2 protein-coding genes are annotated in these 19,424 nt (G+C 70.1%); both read right to left on the reverse strand.

Annotation, left to right across the window (positions count from 1 at the left end):
* A partial coding sequence (locus M4D77_RS19630; protein WP_259937097.1) for a non-ribosomal peptide synthetase occupies positions 1 to 13,995 on the reverse strand: 13,995 nt, incomplete at its 3' end.
* 58 nt (positions 13,996 to 14,053) lie between these two features.
* Positions 14,054 to 19,342 (reverse strand): non-ribosomal peptide synthetase, encoded by a 5,289-nt coding sequence (locus M4D77_RS19635; RefSeq protein WP_311199331.1) that lies wholly within the window; start codon positions 19,340 to 19,342, stop codon positions 14,054 to 14,056.
* Positions 19,343 to 19,424 lie beyond the last annotated feature (82 nt).

Below are 19,424 nucleotides of genomic sequence, written 5' to 3' on the forward strand. Positions count from 1 at the left end.
CGACAGGCGTGCGAGAAGGACCGCGAGGGCCGCGTGGACGACCATGAACGGGGTGACGCCCCGCTCGGCGGCCATGCGTTCGATCGCGGTCCCGATCTCGGCCGGGATGTCGAAGTCGAACCGGGCGCCGCGCTGCGACGCCACGGCCGGCCGCGGCCGGTCGGTGGGCAGCTCGAGCACGTCCGGGGCTCCCGCGAGGCGCTGGACCCAGTGGTCCAGCTGCGCGGCGATGCGCGAGTCCGGGTCACCGGCGGAGCCGAAGACGTCGTGCTGCCAGAGCGCGTAGTCGGCGAACTCGACCTCGAGCGGCGCGAAGACCGGGTCCCGGCCGGCGGCTCGCGCACCGTAGGCGGTGATGAGGTCGGCAAGCATCGGTCTCATCGACTCGCCGTCGGCGGCGATGTGGTGGACGACCACCACGAAGACGAACTCTCCCGCGCTCACCGGCCACAGGCGTGCGCGGATGGGCCACTCGGCGGTCACGTCGAAGCCGTCGGTGACCGCGGACTCGATCTCGGCCTGGGAGCCGACGACCGCCCAGTCCAGTCGGTCGACCTGGTCCGCGCCGTCGATGCGCTGGTGGGGAACGCCGTCGACCTCGGGGAACGTGGTGCGCAACACCGCTTGCCGTGCGACGAGGTCGGTCACCGCGGCGCGCAGCGCGTCGGTGTCGAGGTCGCCGCGCAAGCGCAGACCGATCGGGATGTTGTAGGTCGACGACGCGGGCTCGAACCGGTTGATGAACCACAGGCGCTGCTGAGCGAACGACAGCGGGATGCGCTCGGGGCGGGGCGACACCGCCACCACGGGTGGCAGGGTGCTGCCGCGGCCGGACACGGCGTCCACCAGATCCCGGACGGACGGTGCCTCGAAGACGTCTCGCACCGACACGTCGGCGCCGAGTGCATCGGCGACGCGCGAGGCGAGGCGGGTCGCGGACAGCGAGTTGCCGCCGAGATCGAAGAAGCTCGTCGTGACCCCGATCTCGTCGACACCGAGGACGTCGGCGAAGACCTGCGCGACGGCGGTCTCCTGCGGGCCGGTGGGTGCGACGATCTCCTCGACGACAGTGGCCGAGTCGGGTATCGGAAGGGCATCGCGGTCGAGTTTGCCGTTCGCGGTGAGCGGCAGGGTGTCGACGTCGATGATCTGGTCGGGGACCATGTACGACGGCACCGCGCGGCCGGCGATGCGCCGGACCTCGGTCGCGTCGACCGCGTCCTGCTCGTCGCGGACCAGGTAACCGATGAGTTGCTCACCGCGACCGGGGATGTCGACGACCCGGGCCGCTGCCGCGCTCACACCCGGCACCGCCAGCAGTGCCGCCTCGATCTCGCCGAACTCGATCCGGTAGCCACGCAACTGCACCTGCGCGTCACCGCGCCCGAGGTACTCGATGTCGTCGCCCACGCGACGGGCGAGGTCGCCGGTGCGGTACATGCGGGTTCCGGGCTCGCCGTAGGGTGACGCGACGAAACGCGTCGACGACAGCCCGGCGCGCTTCAGGTAGCCCTGGGCCAGTTGTCCACCGGTGACGTACATCTCGCCCACGATGCCCTCGGGGACCGGCCGCAGCCGGTCGTCGAGCACGTGGATGGCCAGCGACGACAGCGGCCGGCCGATGAAGCTCGCGTCGTCGGCCGCCACCGAGTGCGGGTCGAGCGGCCGGAAACTGACGTGCACGGTCGTCTCGGTGATGCCGTACATGTTGACCAGCGTCGTGGTCTCGTCCGGATGATCGTCGAACCAGCGCCGCACCTGCTCGAAGCTGAGCGCCTCGCCGCCGAACACGATGTAGCGCAACGACAGCGGGGTGTCGCGGCGTCGTCGGGTCTCGGCGAGCTGGTAGAACGCCGACGGCGTCTGGCTCAGCACGGTGACCCGTTCGCGGGCGAGCAGGTCGAGGAGCTCCTCCGGCGCCCGCGCCAGATCCCGGTCGACCAGGACCAAGCGGCCACCGGTCAGCAGCGGCCCCCACAGCTCCCAGACCGAGAAGTCGAACGCGTACGAGTGGAACATCGTCCACACGTCCGTCTCGTCGATGTCAAAATCATCTGCGGCGGTGTCCATCAGGGTCACCACATCGCGGTGGGTGACCTCGACACCCTTGGGCCGGCCCGTGGAACCCGACGTGTAGATCACGTAGGCACGCGAATCGGGATGAACCGCAACCGGTTCCGGTTCCGGAGTCGCAGCGGCACCCTCAGCGATCAGCTGCGCGACCGGCACCACCGGCGTGGTGCCCAATTGGGACCACAGTTCGAAGTCCGCGGTCGTGTCGTCGATGATCACCGCGCTCGGCGCGGCATCGGAGACGATGAAACGCAGGCGGTCGACCGGATTGGTGGTGTCCAGCGGCAGATAGCCGGCGCCGGAACGCAACACACCCAGGATCGAGGAGACGAGATCGACGCCGCGGGAGGTCGCCACGGCGACGAGGTCGCCGGTGGAGACTCCTCGCGCACGCAGGGCCGCGGCGACCGCGGCGGAACGTTCGTCGATCTCGCGGTAGTCGAGTGTGGACGTGGTGTCGGTGACGGCCGGACGGTCGGCGTGGGTGCGCGCTGCCCGCGCGAACAACTCGGCGAGCGAGACGTCGGTGTTGCGGGTCCGGGTGACCGGCGGCGTGAGCTCGCTGCGGTACTCGGCGTCGTCGAGCAGGGAGATGGCGCCGACCGCAACCGTCGGGTCGTCGACCAGCGCACGCAGGATGCGGACGAGCGCATCGGAGTACACGTGGACCTGTCGCTCGTCGAAGGCGGCGGGCAGATACTTCAGTTTCAGCTCGATCTGGTCGCCGACCACGCCGGTCACCAGATTCAGCGGGTAGTGGGTCGAGTCGGTGGCGTCGAGATCCTCGATCCCGATGCCGCCGGCGTCGGCCCCCTGCTTCAGCGACTGGGCGTCGACCGGATAGGACTCGTGCACCGCGAGGGTGTCGAACAGCTGTCCGCGACCGACGAGTGCGGTCAGCTCGGGCAGTCCGAGGTGCTGGTGGTCGAGCACTGCGACCTTCGAGGCCTGCAGCGCGTCCAGGACGTCGGCGGCGCGGGCGCCCGGGTCGACGTCCGCGACCGCGGGCAAGGTGTTGATGAAGAGGCCGACCATCGTCTCGACGCCGTCCAGATCGGCCGGACGTCCGGAGACGGTCTCGCCGAAGACGACCGTGCGCTGGCCGGTGATGCGCGAGAGCAGCACCGCCCAGGCGAACTGCATCACCGTCGAGACGGTGACTCCCCGTGCGCGCGTGAGGTCGTCGACGGCGGAGGTGATCTCGGCCGGGAGCAGCACGCTGTGATCGCGCGGAAGCTGATCGGAGGTCGCCTCGCGGCCGGAGCCGACGAGGGTCGGCTCGTCGACGGCGGACAGCACCGACCGCCAGGCCGCCAGTCCCGCTTCGGTGTCGGAGGCGGCGATGTACCGCAGGTAGTCGAAGTAGTCTCCCCGAGCCCCGGACTCGGCGGCGACGGTGCCGGTGTAGGTCTGACCGGTGGCGTACAGCGCGAACAGGTCGGCCATGATCAGCGGGCTCGACCAGCCGTCGATCAGGATGTGGTGGCTGGTGACGACCAACGTAGAGCGTGTGCCACTGCGGACGAGGACGAACCGCATGAGCGGGCCGGACTCGAGGTCGAACGGCGTCGCGCGTTCGACCTGCGCGACCGCGTCGATCGCGTCGTCGCCGTTATCGGCGTCCACTGTCCGCCAAGGGATCTCGACCGTCTCCGGAACCACCACGACGACCTCGCCGCTGGGTACCCGGACGAAACTGGAGCGGAGTACCCGATGGCGGGCGAAGACCTCGCGCACGGCCTCGGCGAGACGGGTGGCGTCGACCTCGCCCTTGAGCGTGAGAACCGCCTGCGCGGTGTAGACGTCGACCGCCCCGGCTTCGCGGCCCGCCGCGGCGAGTTCGGCCTGGAACTGCAGGCCGCGCTGCAGCGGCGACAGCGGCCACACGTCGGCGCCCGGATACCGCCGGGCCAGGTGATCGAGATCGTCCTGGGTGACGCGCGCACCGAGGACATCCGACGGGGAGAGTCCCGGATCGCCGACGCGGGCGACCTCGTCGACGATGGTCGCGAGCTCGGCGTCCCAGCGCCGCGCGAGGTCGTCGACCGCCTCGGTGTCGATCGCGCCGCGCGGGAACGTGAATCCCGCGACGAACTCGCGACCGCTGTCGCCGATCGCGGTTCCCGCGTTGATGCTCAGCAGGTTCGGCACGACCATCGCGCCGGTGACCGTGCCGGGCAGGCGCGGTGCGGCGGGGTCGGGCAGGAACGGCATGCCCGCCTCGCCCACGGCCGAGGCGTTCTCGCCGCCGGCCCCGGTTCCCGTGACGTTGCCGAGGTAGTTGAAGCCGATGCTCGGCAACGGTCGCCGGGACAGCTCGGTGTCGCCGTAGCGGAGGAGTCCGTAACCGATCCCGTTGTCGGGTTGGCCGACCCGCTCCTCCTTGGCGAGCTTGACCGTGTGGACAGCGTCACCGCGGACGTCGACGGCCATCGGCGCGATGGTCGTGAACCACCCGACGGTCCGGGACAGATCCACGGTCCGCGGATCGGTTCCGTGCAGGAGGGATTCCTCATATCGGCCGTGACCCTCGAGCAGGATGGTCACCGGCCGGTCGTCGGCGATGCCCCGGGCCTGCTGCCACGACCGGACGGCGCGCGCCAGAGCAGCCACGAGAGCGTCGTTGACGTTGCCGCGGAAGGCGGTCGGCACTGAAGTCAGCAGCGCCTCGGTCACCGACGAGCCGACCGAGTGCACCACGGTCTCAGTGGTCGACATGCGGTCACGCGCGCGGTCGACCTCCGCCCCGAGGTCGGTGACCCGTTCCGGCGACCGTTCGAGCCAATAGCGCAACTCGTCGGATCGCCCGGCCCGCTGGGCATCGAGCGCGGCGGTGAAGGCGCGCGCCGAGGTGACCTCCGGTCGCAACGAATACGCCTGACCGCCTTGATGTTGCGCCCACGCGGTCAGCAGGTCCTCGATGATGACCCGCCACGAGACGGCGTCGACGCCCAGGTGGTGGATCACGACGACGAGCCGTGCGGCGGCGTCTGGGGCGGTGACCAGAACGGCCGCGACGAGCTTCCCGCTGGTCGGGTCGAGGCGCCGGGAGGCGTCCTCGAAGGCCGCGACGACGGTGTCGGAGAAGCCGGGGTCGCCGACGAGCGCGGGAGAAGCGAGCGCGGTGACCGCACCGGGCACCAGTGGCGCGACACCGGTGCGCATGCGCCACTCACCATCCGGCCCCGATTCGACGGCCGCGGCGAGCATCGGATGCACGGACACGACCTGCGCGAGGAGTTCCTGCGCGATCTCGACGGTGAGTCCGGCCGGCGCGGTCAGCACCATGGACTGGGAGAAATCGGCGAAGTCGGTGACCACGTCGGTCTGATCGAGGATCCACGAGACCACCGGCGGCACGGCCATCGGGCCGATCCCGCCGCCGGCCGGTTCCTCGAGGGCGGGCACCCGCTCGCCACGGGCGCCGACGGCGCGGGCAATCGCCCGAACGGTCTTGTGCTCGAAGATGTCTCGAGGCGACACATCGATCCCGGCGGCCCGCGCGGCCGAAGCGACCTGAATGGACATGATGGAATCGCCGCCGAGGGCGAAGAAGGAGTCGCTGACGCTGACGCGTTCGAGACCCAGGAGTCCGGCGATGATCGTGGCGAGCTGCTGCTCGACCGGCGTCTCGGCGTCGACATGATCGGAGTCGACCTCGATGGTCGGCGCGGGGAGTGCCCGACGATCGAGCTTGCCCACCGGGGTCAGCGGCAGTGCGTCGAGCACGACGATCCCGGCCGGCACCATGAACAACGGCAACCGGTCGGCGAGATGCTCACGCAGCGTGGCGATGTCGACTGCGTCGCGCAACACCACGTAGGCGGCGAGCGCCGCGACGACCGACTGTCCACTCGCGGCGAGCCCGCCGTCGGAGTCGACGCCGACGACGACCGCGGAGGCCACCGCGGGGTGATCGCCGAGCGCACTCTCGATCTCGCCGAGTTCGATACGCAGACCGCGAAGCTTGATCTGGTCGTCGCTACGACCGACATAGTCCACCGAGAGCGACCCGTCGCGGTCACGGGCCCAGCGGACGATGTCCCCGGTGCGATAGATCCGGTCGCCCGGCGCGCCGAAGGGGTTGGCGACGAAGCGCTCCGCGGTCAGGCCGCGGCGCGCGAGGTAGCCGCGCGCCAGGGCCGGGCCGCTCACGTACAGTTCGCCCGCCACCCCGACCGGAACTGGGCGGAGCCGGGAGTCGAGCACCAGCAGGTCGACGCCGCCGATCGGCGGTCCGACGAGGACCGGTTCCTCGACCCGCATGGGCGGGCCGATCGCGACACCGATCGTGGTCTCGGTGGGTCCGTAGAGGTTCTGGAAGCGCACCAGTGGTGCCCAGCGGTCACGCAAGGTGTCCGGGACCGCCTCACCGCCCGCGTAGACGGTGTGCAGATCCGGGAGGTCGGCCGGATCGAGGGAGGCGAGCACTGTCGGGGTGAGGAATGTATGGGTCACGCGGTGCTCGCGCATGAAGTCCGCGAGCGGTGCACCGGCCACCGCGTCGCGGTGCCGGTACACGACGGAGGCACCCACGGTGAAGGCGAGCAGATACTCGAGCACGAAGGCGTCGAAACTGGGTGAGGCGAAACCCAGGACGCGTGAGTCCGGGGTGATGCCGGATTTCTCCGCGGCCTCGACGCCGAAGTTGCGCAGGCCGCCCGCGGTGACCTCGACGCCCTTGGGCGTGCCGGTCGATCCGGACGTGTAGATCACGTAGGCCGTGTCGTCGGCCCCGACCGCGCTCGGCCGGTCGGCGTCGGTCACAGGCGAATCACTGGCCGCCGCAACGGCTTCGATGAGCTCCGGCGCGTCCAGTTCCAGCCACTCGCTGCCGGGCATCCCGGGCCCGGCCACGTCGCCGAGCGTGAGCCCGAGCCGCGCACCGGAATCGGTGATCATGTGCGACACGCGATCCGCCGGGTAATCCGGGTCGATCGGTACGTACCCGGCCCCGGTCTTGGCCACCGCCCAGATCGCGACCATCAGTTCCGCCGACCGCGGGATGAGCAGCGCGACCAGGGTGCCGCGGCCGATGCCCCGATCCAGCAGGTGACGAGCCAGCCGGTTCGACGCGGCATCGAGCTCGCCGTACGTCAATGACCGCTCGGGGTCGACGACCGCGGTCCGGTCCGCTCCGCCGCGCCGGACCGCGGCGGCGAACAGCTCGGCCAGCGGCACGGCCGGTGTCGCGGGCTGACGGCCCACGGGGGTCAGCAGCTCGCGCTCGTCGGTGTCGAACAGGTCGGCGTCACCGACCGGCACGGTCGCGTCGGTGACCAGCTCGTGCAGCAACCGCGCGAATCGATCCATCATCCGCGCGACCGTCGCCTCGTCGAACAGGTCCGTGGCGTAGTTGACCCGGCCGATCCAGGACCCGGCGCGACCCCCGCGGAGTCCGACCGTCAGGTCCACCTTGGCCGAGTTCTCCTCGGTCTCCACCACTTCCACCGCGAGCTCGTCGATGTCGGCGACGAGAGTGGACGGATCCGCGGGAGTGGGGTCGACGGTCAGCAGGATCTGCGTCAGCGGCGCGAAGGCCTCCGAACGTGACGGCGCGAGTGCGTCCACGACCGCCTCGAAGGGGGCATCGGCGTGGGCGAAGGCGTCGAGATCGGTGACCCGCACGGCGTCGAGAAGGTCGGCGAACCGCTGCGCCGGGTCGACGACGGTACGCAGAACCAGGGTGTTGACGAACATGCCGACCAGCGGATCCAGGGCGGCGTCGCCGCGTCCGGCGATCGGGGTGCCGATGGCGATGTCGTCGGTGGCCGAGAGTCGCGACAGCAGCACGGCCAGTGCCGCATGGATGACCATGAACTCGGTGACGCCACGCTCGGTGGCGAGATTTCGGACGAGATCTGCTGTCGCCGAGTCGATCTCGAAACCGACTTCGGCGCCGGCCATCGACGCGACCTTCGGACGCGGACGGTCGGCGGGGAGTTCGAGCACCTCGGGAAGCCCCGCCAGCGCGGTGCGCCAGTAGTCGACCTGCGCCGAGACCCGCGAATCCGGGTCGTCGATCGAACCGAGCTCACGACGTTGCCAGAGCGCGACGTCGGCGAACTGCACCTCCAGCTCCGCGAAGTCGGGCGAACGGCCCTGGGAGCGCGCGACATACGCGGTCACCACGTCGGTGACGAGCGGCCGCATCGATTCGCCGTCGCCGGCGATGTGGTGGATCACGATGAGGACGATGTGTTCGAGGTCGTCGACGCGATGCACGCGGATGCGGATCGGTCGCTGCACCGCGACATCGAAACCCGCGCCGGCGGCGGCAAACAGGTCGGATTCCTCGTCGACGACAGCCCAGTCGAGTTCGGCGCCTACACCGGTGGCGTCCCCGATGACCTGTCGCGGTGCGCCGTCGATCGACGGGAACACCGTGCGGAGCACTTCCTGACGCTCGACGACGTCGACCATCGCGGCACGCAGCGCGGCGAGGTCGAGCTTGCCGCGCAGGCGCAGGGCGATCGGGATGTTGTAGGCCGCCGAGCTGGTGTCGAACTGGTTGATGAACCAGATGCGTTGCTGCGCATAGGACAGCGGGATCTCATCCGGGCGCGGGCGTACCGCGGTGACCGGCGGGAGGCCGGGTACGCGGTCGGCGACGCGTTGCGCGAGCTCACGCACGCTCGGTGCGTCGAAGAGGTCGCGGACGCTGACCTCGACGCCGAGCGCCGCACCGGCGCGGGCCGCGACCCGCATCGCGGCCAGGGAATTGCCGCCGAGATCGAAGAAGGAGTCGACGACCGAGACCCGCTCGACCCCGAGGACCTCGGCGACGACAGCGGCCAGGGCCTGCTCGGCCGGCGTCGTCGGCTCGACGATCTCGGACTCGGACACGGTGGGCGCCGGCAGCGCGCGCCGGTCGACCTTGCCGGAGGCGTTACGGGGCATCTCGTCGAGGACGACCCACAGTGTCGGGCGCAGGTGGGTGAGCAACCGTTCCGCGGCGAAGGCGCGGACCGTGTCGACGTCCACGGTGTCGCCCGGATGGCCCGTCAGGTAGGCGACGAGCGCATCGCCCGCGGACGTCGTGGTCACCGCGGCAGCAGCGGCGACCACGCCCGGCGCGGCGGACAGGACTGCCTCGGTCTCGCCGAGTTCGATGCGCTGTCCATGGATCTTGACCTGGAAGTCGGCGCGGCCGAGATACTCGAGTTCACCGTCCGCGCGCCAGCGTGCGAGGTCGCCGGTCCGGTACAACCGCGAGCCCGCTGGGCCGGACGGGTCGGCGACGAACGCCTGGGCGGTCAGCGCCGGCGCGCCGGCATACCCGCGGGCCATCTGCGCGCCACCCAGGTACAGCTCGCCGGGGACGCCGGGCGGCACCGGGCGGAGGCGGGTGTCGAGGACCCGGGCCGTCACGCCCGGTGCCGGGCGGCCGATGGTGACGACCTCGACCGGTTCGACCAGGGGCCGGATCGTCGCGTCCACCGTCATCTCGGTCGGCCCGTACTGGTTGACGACCACCGCGTGCGGGGCGGCCGCGAGCGTCTGCTGCGTCACCGCGGGGGTGAGTGACTCACCGCCGGTGAAGATCTGACGCACCGAGGACAGACCGGTGGCGGGATCGAAGCTCTCGTCGAGGAACACCGCGAGCAGCGATGGCACGAACTGGACGGAGGTGACCCGCTCGTCGGCGATGACGCGGGCGAGATGCGCCGGATCACGGTGGCCGTCGGGTGCTGCGACCACGGCGGTGGCGCCCGCGACGAACGGCCAGAACAGCTCCCAGACCGAGGCGTCGAAGGTGTAGGGGGTCTTCACCAGCACCCGTTCGTCCGCCGGGTCACCGGTGTAGGCCCCGAACCAGGACAGCATGTCGTGCAGGCCCCGGTGGGTGACCGTCACACCCTTGGGCTGTCCGGTCGAGCCCGAGGTGAACAGCGTGTAGACCGGGTGCCCGGCGCGCAGCGCCACCGGACGATCCGCGGGGGTGAGGGGAGCCGACGCAGCGGTCGCGAGCGCGTCGAGATCGACGGTGACGAAGGTTTCCGGAACGGTGGACGCGGCCTCGGCCCAGCTCGGACGTGCCCCGGCGACGACCACCGTCGACGCACCGGACAGCGCCAGCTGCCGGCGGACGACCTCGGCCGGCGCCTCCGGGTCGATCGGCACGTAGGTTCCGCCGGCGAGCACGATCCCGTGGATCGCGACGAGCATCTCGACCGACCGCGGAACGGCAACCGCGACCGCCACATCCGGCCCGACACCCTGCTCGAGCAGTCGTCGTGCGAACGCGTGGACCAGCGCCCCGTACTCGGCATGGTCGTAGGTGCGCCCGCCCGCGCGAACGGCGGGGCGGGACGCGTTGCGGGCGAACGAGTCCGCCAGCGCATCCGCGACCGTGACGACCTGCCCGGGACCGGCGTCGGTGTCAGCCGCACCGACCCATCGTTCGATCGCCTCGTGCTCGGCCGAGGTCATCAGCTCGGCATCGCCGACGGGCGCACCCGGGTCCGCGGTCAGGGCGTCGAGAAGGCGGACGAACCGATCGGCGAACAGGCGCACCGATTCGGCGTCGTACAGGTCGGTCGCATAGAGCACCGAGCCCTGCCAGTTGTCGCCGTTGTCGGCGATGCCGACGGTCAGGTCGACGCGCGCGGAGAGTTCGTCCGGTTCGGCCGGGGTCACGGCCAGGCCGCCGGCCTCGCCGATCGTCCCCCCGCCGATCGTCAACGTCTGCGAGGCCAGGTCGGCGATGGCCGACTGGTCGAAGGCGAGCCACACCTGCGCGAGGGGCGCGTAGGCCTCGGTGCGCAGCGGGTTCACCCGTTCGACGACCGCCTCGAAGGGGATGTCCGCGTTCGCGAAGGCCTCGAGATCGGTGCGGCGGACGTCGTCGAGCAGTTGGTCGAAGCCGGCCGAGGAGTCGACGCCGGTCCGAAGGACCAACGTGTTGACGAACATCCCGACCATCGGGTCCAAGATCGACTGGCCACGACCGGCGATCGGCGTCCCGACGGCGATGTCCTCGGTCGCGGACAGACGCGACAGCAGGACCGCGAGCGCCGCATGCGCGACCATGAACGGGGTCAGCCCGCGATCCCGGGCCAGGCGCGCAACACGCTCCGAGACCTCCTGCGGCACACTGAATTCGACGCGTGCACCGCGCTGTGAGGCCACGGCCGGACGTGGGCGGTCGGTGGGCAGCTCGAGCACGTCGGGCGCGCCGTCGAGTTGCCGCGCCCAGTACTGGAGCTGTGCCCCGACGAGCGAGGAGTCGTCGGTGGCGGCGCCGAACACCCGACGCTGCCACAGCGCGACGTCGGCCATCTGGACCGGCAGCGGCTCGAACGCGGGCGCACGCCCGGCGACCCGTGCGGTGTACGCGGTGATCAGGTCGGTCACCAGCGGCGCCAGTGATTCGCCGTCACACGAGATGTGGTGCACCACCATCCCGAGGACCGCCTCGGTGTCCGAGATCCGGGAGAAGCCTACGCGCACCGGCAGTTCCGCGACCAGGTCGAATCCGCCGAGCATCACCTGCGGCAGTGCCGCTTCCGGCACCTCGCGCCAGTCGAGCATCGCAGCCGTCGCCGACGGCTCGTGGACGAGCTGATAGGCGTCGCCGTCGGCTTCGGGATAGGTGGTTCGCAGGACCTCGTGGCGCGTCATGACGTCGAGCAACGCCGCACGCAGCGCGTCGGCGTCCACCTCGCCCGACAACCGCAGGACCATCGGGATGTTGTAGGCGGGCGAGGCCGGGTCGAACCGGTTGATGAACCACATGCGCTGCTGTGCGAGCGACAGCGGGATGCGGTCCGGACGGTCGACGACGGGCTCGATCGGCGGCAGCCCCGGCCGCTTCGACGCCGCGGCCAGCGCGAGGTCGCGAACCGTCGGGGCGTCGAAGAGGTCACGGACGGTGAGGTCCACACCGAGCGTCTCCGCGGCGCGGCCGACGATGCGGGCGGCCAGCAGCGAGTTGCCGCCGACGTCGAACACCGACTCGACGACGCTGATGTCCTCGAGACCCAGTACCTCCGCGAAGATGTCCCGCAGGGCTGCCTCGGTGTCGTTGTCGGGCGCGACGAACTCGGTCGTCGACGCCAGCACCGGCCGCGGCAGTGCGCCGCGATCGAGTTTGCCGTTCTGGGTCAGTGGCAGCCGCTCGACCGTCATGACGACGTCGGGGACCATGTACTCCGGCACCGTGGCCGCGACTCGGCGGCGCACGACCTGTTCGTCGACCTCGGCGCCCTGCTCGGGAACCACGTAGGCGGCAAGGATCTCACCCCGGTCGGGCAGATCCACGACGTTCGCCGCACCCGCCGCGATCCCGTCGACACCGACGAGTGCGGCCTCGATCTCACCGTACTCGATACGGAATCCGCGGAGCTGGACCTGGGCGTCGCCCCGACCGAGGTACTCGATGTCGTCGCCGACGCGGCGCGCCAGATCGCCGGTCCGGTACATCCGGTCACCGGAACCGTTCGGCACGAACGGGTTCGCGACGAAACGCGTGGCACTGAGGCCGGCCCGGCGGAGATAACCTTGCGCGAGTTGCGTTCCGGTGACGTACATCTCACCGATGACGCCCTCGGGCACCGGCCGCAGCCGCGAGTCGAGGATGTGGATGTCCAGCGACGACAGCGGCCGTCCGATGAACGACGCGTCACCCGCCGACACCGCGTCGCGGTCCAGCGCGCGATAGCTGACGTGCACCGTGGTCTCGGTGATGCCGTACATGTTGACCAGCTGCGCACCGTCGGCCGGGTTGTCGTCGAACCACCGCCGGACCTGTTCGAAACTCAGCGCCTCACCGCCGAACACGATGTAGCGCAGCGCAAACGAGGCCTGCTTCTGCCGCTGGGCGGTGATGAGCTGGTAGAAGGCCGACGGCGTCTGGCTCAGCACCGTAACCCGCTCGGACTCGAGCAGCTCGACGAAGGCGTCCGGATCGCGCGTGGTGTCCTGGTCGACCACGACGACGCGCCCGCCGGTGACCAGCGGTCCCCAGATCTCCCAGACCGAGAAGTCGAACGCGTAGGAGTGGAACAGCGTCCACACGTCGTCCGGACCGAACGAGAACTCCTCCGCCGCGGCCTTCATCAGCGCGACGACCTCGTGATGCGAGACGACGACGCCCTTCGGCCGGCCCGTCGAACCCGAGGTGTAGATCAGGTAGGCCGGCAGCCGCTCGTCGAGGGGTTCGGGCTGCGCTCTCACCGCTCCCTGAGGAGTCCCGGCTCCCAACTCCTCGGGCGCCGCGAACCGCACGTCGATGACGTCCCACGCCGCGGCGAGTTCCGCGTCGGCGAGCACCAGCAGCGGCGCGGCGTCGTCGACGATCGACTGCGCGCGCGCAACCGGCTGGGAGCGGTCGAGCGGCAGATACGCCGCCCCGGTCTTGAGGACGGCGAGCAGGGCCACGATCAGCTCGGCACGGCGCGCGAGCGCGACACCTACGAGGCGACCCGGACCTGCGCCGATGGCGCGGAGTGCGCCGGCCAGCACCTCGGACCGCTCGTCGAGCTCGCGATAGGACAGTACGGTGCCGGTCGCGTCGCTGACCGCGGGCCGGTCGGCGTGGCGGGCCACCGCGGAACGGACGAGACCGGGCAGTGAGCCGAGGTCGGTGCTGCCGATCAGCTCCAGGGCCCGCTCTCGGATCAGCCCGATCGCGCGCCGGGTGGCGTCGGCGATCTCCGCGGGTGCGCGGCCGGCGGCGGCCTCGGTCTGGGTGACCCCGGCGCCGACGGCTGCCTCGGTGTCGAGCCCCTGGGCGACGAAGATCTGGGCCGTAGCCGAGACCCGTGCGTACAGCTCACCGAAGGTGACCGGACCGGACGCCGCCTCGTAGGCGGTCTCGGAGGGTGCGACGCCGGCCGAGAAGGCGATCAGGTGCAATGTCGAAGGCCGCGAGCCCCAGGTGAGAGAGATGTTGGAGGCCGTTGAATCGACATCGGTCACGTCTGAGTCATTCCTTTGGTCGACTGCACTGCTTCGTTCCCGCGGGACCCGCCTCCGGTCACGGCGCGCCATCCAGAACCCGGAGGGCGTTGGTGCGGAGCTCTCCCAGTACGTCACCGAGTGCGTCGGGCCCCGACACCGCGAGGCCGGGCAACAAGCTCATCAGCGCGGTGGTGAGGGCAGAGTCCGGGTCAGGGAGTGCGGCAGCCATCGCATCACTGATCGACGACAGCACCATGAACGTTACCTGCGCATCCTGATGTGCGGCCGCCACCGCATCCGGCTGTGCGGCCGTGGCACGGGCGACCAGATCGGGGAGCGAGACGGCGCGTTCGGCGTCGGCGATGTCACCGGCCGCCGCCTGTTCGGCCGCGGTGACGATGTCGATGTCGCCCACCAGCACCTGCGGGTTTTCCGACACCTCCTCGAGTACTCGCAGGTACCGCTGCGCATAGCTCTCGACCGTGTTCTTGGTGAAGATGTCGGCGGCGTAGATCAACTGGCCCGTCATTGAATCAGCGTCCTTTGCTGCCGGTGCACCGAAGTCGTTCGGGAACAACGTGAGCTGGAGATCCACCTTGGCTGGGGTCAACTGCTCGGATACCGGTGCGATCGTCATCGAGTCCATGTCGAGCGAGGGGATGGTGAAGTTCTGGTAGGCGAACATCACCTGATAGATCGGGTTGTAACTGGTGGGCGGCGAGGAGAGAACAGATGACACGATCGTATCGAACGGGATCTCGGCGTTCGCCATGTCCGCCAGGTCCTCGTCGCGGACCCGCTGCAGGAGCTCGGCGAACTTCTCCTCGTCCTGGAGCCGCGACCGCAGGGCCAGGGTGTTGACGAACATGCCGACCATGCCGTCCAGTTCGGGCTGACCCCGCCCGGCGAACGGGGTGCCGATCACGATGTCGCGCTGGGTGGTCAGCCGGCTCAGGAGCACCACCAGTGCGGTCTGCATCACCATGAACAGTGTCGCGTTGTGCTGGCGCGCGACCGCCTCGAGCTTGTGCACCAGGCCGCCGTCGATGTCGAAGCGCACCTCCTCGCCGACGAAGGACGGCGTCCGCGGGCGGGGACGGTCGGTCGGCAACTCCAGCCGGGCCGGCGCGTTGTGGAGCCGGTCGGCCCAATAAATGAGCTGCCGGTCCGCCTCGGTCGTCCCGTCGGGCCCGGGGACGGCGAGTGCCTCCTGCTGCCACAGCGTGTAGTCCAGGTACTGGACCGCGAGCGGCTGCCACTCCGGCCGGCGGCCGGCCACCCTCGCCGAATAGGCGGTCATGACATCGGTGGCCAGTGGCAGCATCGAGGCGCCGTCCGCGGTGATGTGGTGGACGACGAAGACCAGGATGTGCTCGGACTCGGTGAGCCGCAGCAACATCATCCGCAGCGGCGGGGCGATCGTGACGTCGAAGCCACGGCCGGTGAACTCCGCGATGGCCGACACGGGATCGTCGTCGACGTCGACGACGCTGCGCTCCAGCAATTCGAGTGCCGCGTCCCGGTCGAGCACGAGTTGGATCGGCTCGCCGTCGATCAGCGGATAGCGCGTCCGCATCGACTCGTGGCGGTCGATGAGGTCCTCGATGGCGCCTCCGATCGCGTCGGTGTCCAACTGTCCCGACAGGCGCAGCGCCATCGCGACGTTGTAGGCCGGCGACGCCGGATCGGCCCGGTTGATCAACCACATGCCGCGTTGTACGGCGGACAACGGCGCGCGGTCCCCGTGCGTGCGAGCCACCAGACGTGGCCGGCGCGAGGGAGTTCCGTGGTCGCTGGCGAATGTCGCCATCGCGCGCACCGACGGCGCGTCGAACACCGCGGCGACGGGGATGTCGACCTCGAGGTCGGCCGACAACCGGGCCGCGACCTTGGTCGCGCTCAACGAGTTCCCGCCGAGGTCGAAGAACGACTCGGCCACGCTGATCCGGTCCACGCCCAGGACATCGGCGAACACCCGGGCGATGACCCGCTCGGTCGCGGTGCTCGCGGGCACGAATTCGGCGGTCTCGATCACCGGCGCGGGCAACGCTTTTCGATCGACCTTGCCCGCCGAGTTGAGCGGCATGCCCGACAGCGGCATCCAGATCGTCGGCACCATGAACTCCGGCACCGTCCCGGTCAGATGCGACTGGGCCTCGGCCGGGCTGACGGAGTCGGGCGAGTAGTAGGCCACCAGGCTCTGTCCGGCGGCGAGGTCGGCGACCGTGACCGCCGTGTGGACGATGCCCGGCACCGACATCAGCGCCGACTCGATCTCGCCGAGCTCGAGGCGCTGACCCCGGAGCTTGACCTGGAAGTCGTTGCGGCCCAGGTACTCGATCTCTCCGGCGGGGCTCCACTTGCCGAGATCGCCGGTGCGGTAGAGCCGCGACCCGGACGGCCCATACGGGTCGGCCACGAAGCGTTCGGCGGTGAGCCGGCCCTGCGAGACGTATCCACGCGCCAGTTGGACGCCGCCGAGATAGATCTCACCGGGCACGCCGAACGGGAGCGGACGCAACCGGTGGTCGAGGACGTGGATCGTCGTGTTGGGCACCGGTCGCCCGATCGGTACGACCGTCTCCGAACCGCGGACGTTGTGCTCGGTGACGTCGACCGCGGCCTCGGTGGGCCCGTACAGATTGTGCAACCCGACGGCGGGCAGCGCGGTGCGCAGGCCACTCGCGGTCGAGGCGGTCAATGCCTCCCCCGAGGTGAACACCTGACGCAACGAGCTCAGTTCGGCCAGCCGGTCCGCACCGACGACGTCGAGGAAGGTCGACAGCATGGACGGCACGAAATGCAGTGTGGTCACGTCCGCGTCCTGGATGATGTCCACGAGGTACGACGGATCCCCGTGCCCGCCGGGCTCGGCGACCACCAGCCGAGATCCGGAGATGAAGGGCCAGAACAACTCCCACACCGACACATCGAAGGTCACCGGCGTCTTCTGCAGCACCACGTCGCGCTGGGTGAGCGTGTAGTGCTCCTGCATCCAGTCGAGGCGGTTGACGATCGCGCGATGGGACACGACGACACCCTTGGGGCGTCCGGTCGACCCGGACGTGAAGATCGTGTACGCGGCGTTCTCCGGACCGAGCGGCCCGCGACGCTCGGTCGAGGCGAGCGGTGCCGCGTCCGAGTCGATCTCGGCCGCGGCGTCGACCACGGTGACCGTGACGCGGTCGGCGAGGTCGTCGACCACGGCGGGGCGGGGCCCCGGTCCGACGAGTACGCGCCGGGTACCGGCGGTCTCGAGCATGTAGTCGGCGCGGTCGACCGGCGCCTCGGTGTCGAGCGGCACGTACTGACCACCTGCCAGCACGATGGCGTGCACCGCGACGAGTAGTTCCACCGAGCGCGGAATGCACACGGCCACCGCGACATCCGGACCGACACCGTCGTCGATCAGCTGTCGTGCGAGCGCCGTTGCACGGGAAGCGAATTCGCCGTAGGTGACCTCGCGGCCGGCGAAGACCAACGCCACCGCGGCGGGATCCCGGCGATATCCGGTCAGCAGCGCAGCCGACAGATCAGGCGCGGAGAGTTCCCGTGCGGCGCCGCGGGACCAGCCCCGGACCGTGTGCACCTCGGCCTCGGGGAACGCGAAGAGATCATCGACGCGCAGCGCTGGTCCGGCATCGTCACGCCCGAGCGAGCCGGCGATCGTCCCCAACACATCGTGGAGGTAGCCGGCGAACCGTTCGATCGTGCTCTCGTCGAACAGGTCACGCGCATACCCGAACGCCACCGAGATCTGCCCGGCGTGGTCGCCGGTATCGGCGTACTCGACGACACTGAGCGAGAGGTCGTATTTCGCGAACGGTGCCCGCGCGTCGATGAGGCTGATTCCGGCCTCGTCCTCGAAGAGCCGCTCGACCTGATCGTGCTGCATCACCAGCTCGACCTGAAACAGCGGCGAATGCGCGGTGGAACGGCGCGCACCCACCGCGTCCACGACCTGCTCGAAGGGCACATCGGCGTTGCTGAGTGCTTGCGCGCGAGTGTGATTGGCCTCGCTCAGCAGACTGTTGAGGTCGGTGTCGGGATGCACCCGCGTGCGGAGCACGAGGGTGTTGACGAACATGCCGATCAGGTCGGCGAGTTCCGGCTCGTCCCGGCCGGCGATGGCGGTGCCGATGGCGACGTCGTCGCTGCCGGACAGACGCGACAACACCACGGCGAGCGCAGCGTGGAAGATCGCGAAGACGGTCACACCGTGCTGTGCGGCCACCGCGTGCAGCCGGACGACGGTGTCGGCGTCGAGGAGGGTGTCGACGTATCCGCCTGCACCGGAGGGCCGGATGGGCCGCGCACGGTCGGTGGGCAGCGAGATGAGCTCGGGCATCCCCGCCAGTTCGGCGCGCCAGAAGTCGAGTTGCGCCGACATGAGCGAGGTGTCGTCGGTGGTCTCCCCCAGGACGTCGCGCTGCCACAGCGCGTAGTCGGCGTACTGCACCGGCAGCGGGCGCCATGCGGGCTGCTCGTGGGCGAGCCGCGCGGCGTAGGCCGTCAGGACGTCGGTGATCAACGGTCCCAGCGAAGCACCGTCGCCGACGATGTGGTGCATGACGACGATCAGAACGTGATCGAGCGTTCCGTCGGGCGCCACAGAGCGGAAAAGTCGTGCGCGGACCGGATATTCGTAATTCAGGTCGAAACCGGTCACCGCGAAGTCGGCGAGCCTGCGTTCGGTGTCCACGGGTGCCACGTCGACCACGTCGAACAACCGCGCCGCGGCCGCCGCCTGCGCCGAATGGATGAACTGGTAGGTCTCCCCGTCCTCGTCGGGGAACGTCGTCCGCAACGGCTCGTGTCGCGCGATGACATCATCGATCGCCGCGGCGAGCGCGGTGGCGTCGACGTCGGCGCCGAGCCGCACCGCCCCCGGGATGTTGTAGGCCGGCGAGGTCGGGTCCAGCCGGTTGATGAACCAGAGACGACGTTGGCTGAAGGCCAACGGAATCCGGTCCGGGCGCGGCTGCGGCACGAGCTCCGGCCGGCGCGCGGCGGCGTCGTCGGTCACCGGTGTCGCGACCCGGATGATGTCGCCGAGGCTCTGGCTCTCGAAGACGTTGGCCAGCTTGATGTCGAGCCCGACGACGGTGCGCAGGCGCGACGCCAGTCGGGCAGCGGTGAGCGAGTCCGCGCCGAGGGCGAAGATGTTGTCCTGCAGCCCGATCGGCTCGATGTCGAGCAGCTCTTCGACGATGGCGACCACTTCGCGTTCCCGCGGAGTCGACGGCGCGACGTAGGCGACCCGTTCGTCACGCGCGAACACCGGCGCGGGCAGCGCCTGCCGGTTCAGCTTGCCGTTCGCGGTGAGGGGCAACTCGTCGATCAGCATGACGATGTCGGGCACCATGTATCCGGGTACATGGGCGCGGACCTGCTCGCGGATTTCGGCTTCGTCGAGCTCGCAACCGTTTTCGGCGACCGCGTATCCC

Source organism: Gordonia sp. p3-SID1431 (genome assembly GCF_025143765.1).
GTDB classification, from domain to species: Bacteria; Actinomycetota; Actinomycetes; order Mycobacteriales; family Mycobacteriaceae; genus Gordonia; species Gordonia hongkongensis.

Bases quoted from the DNA above. Each gene is read 5' to 3' on its own strand.
- M4D77_RS19635 (WP_311199331.1), bottom strand. From the start codon at position 19,342: ATGGTGCCCGACATCGTCATGCTGATCGACGAGTTGCCCCTCACCGCG.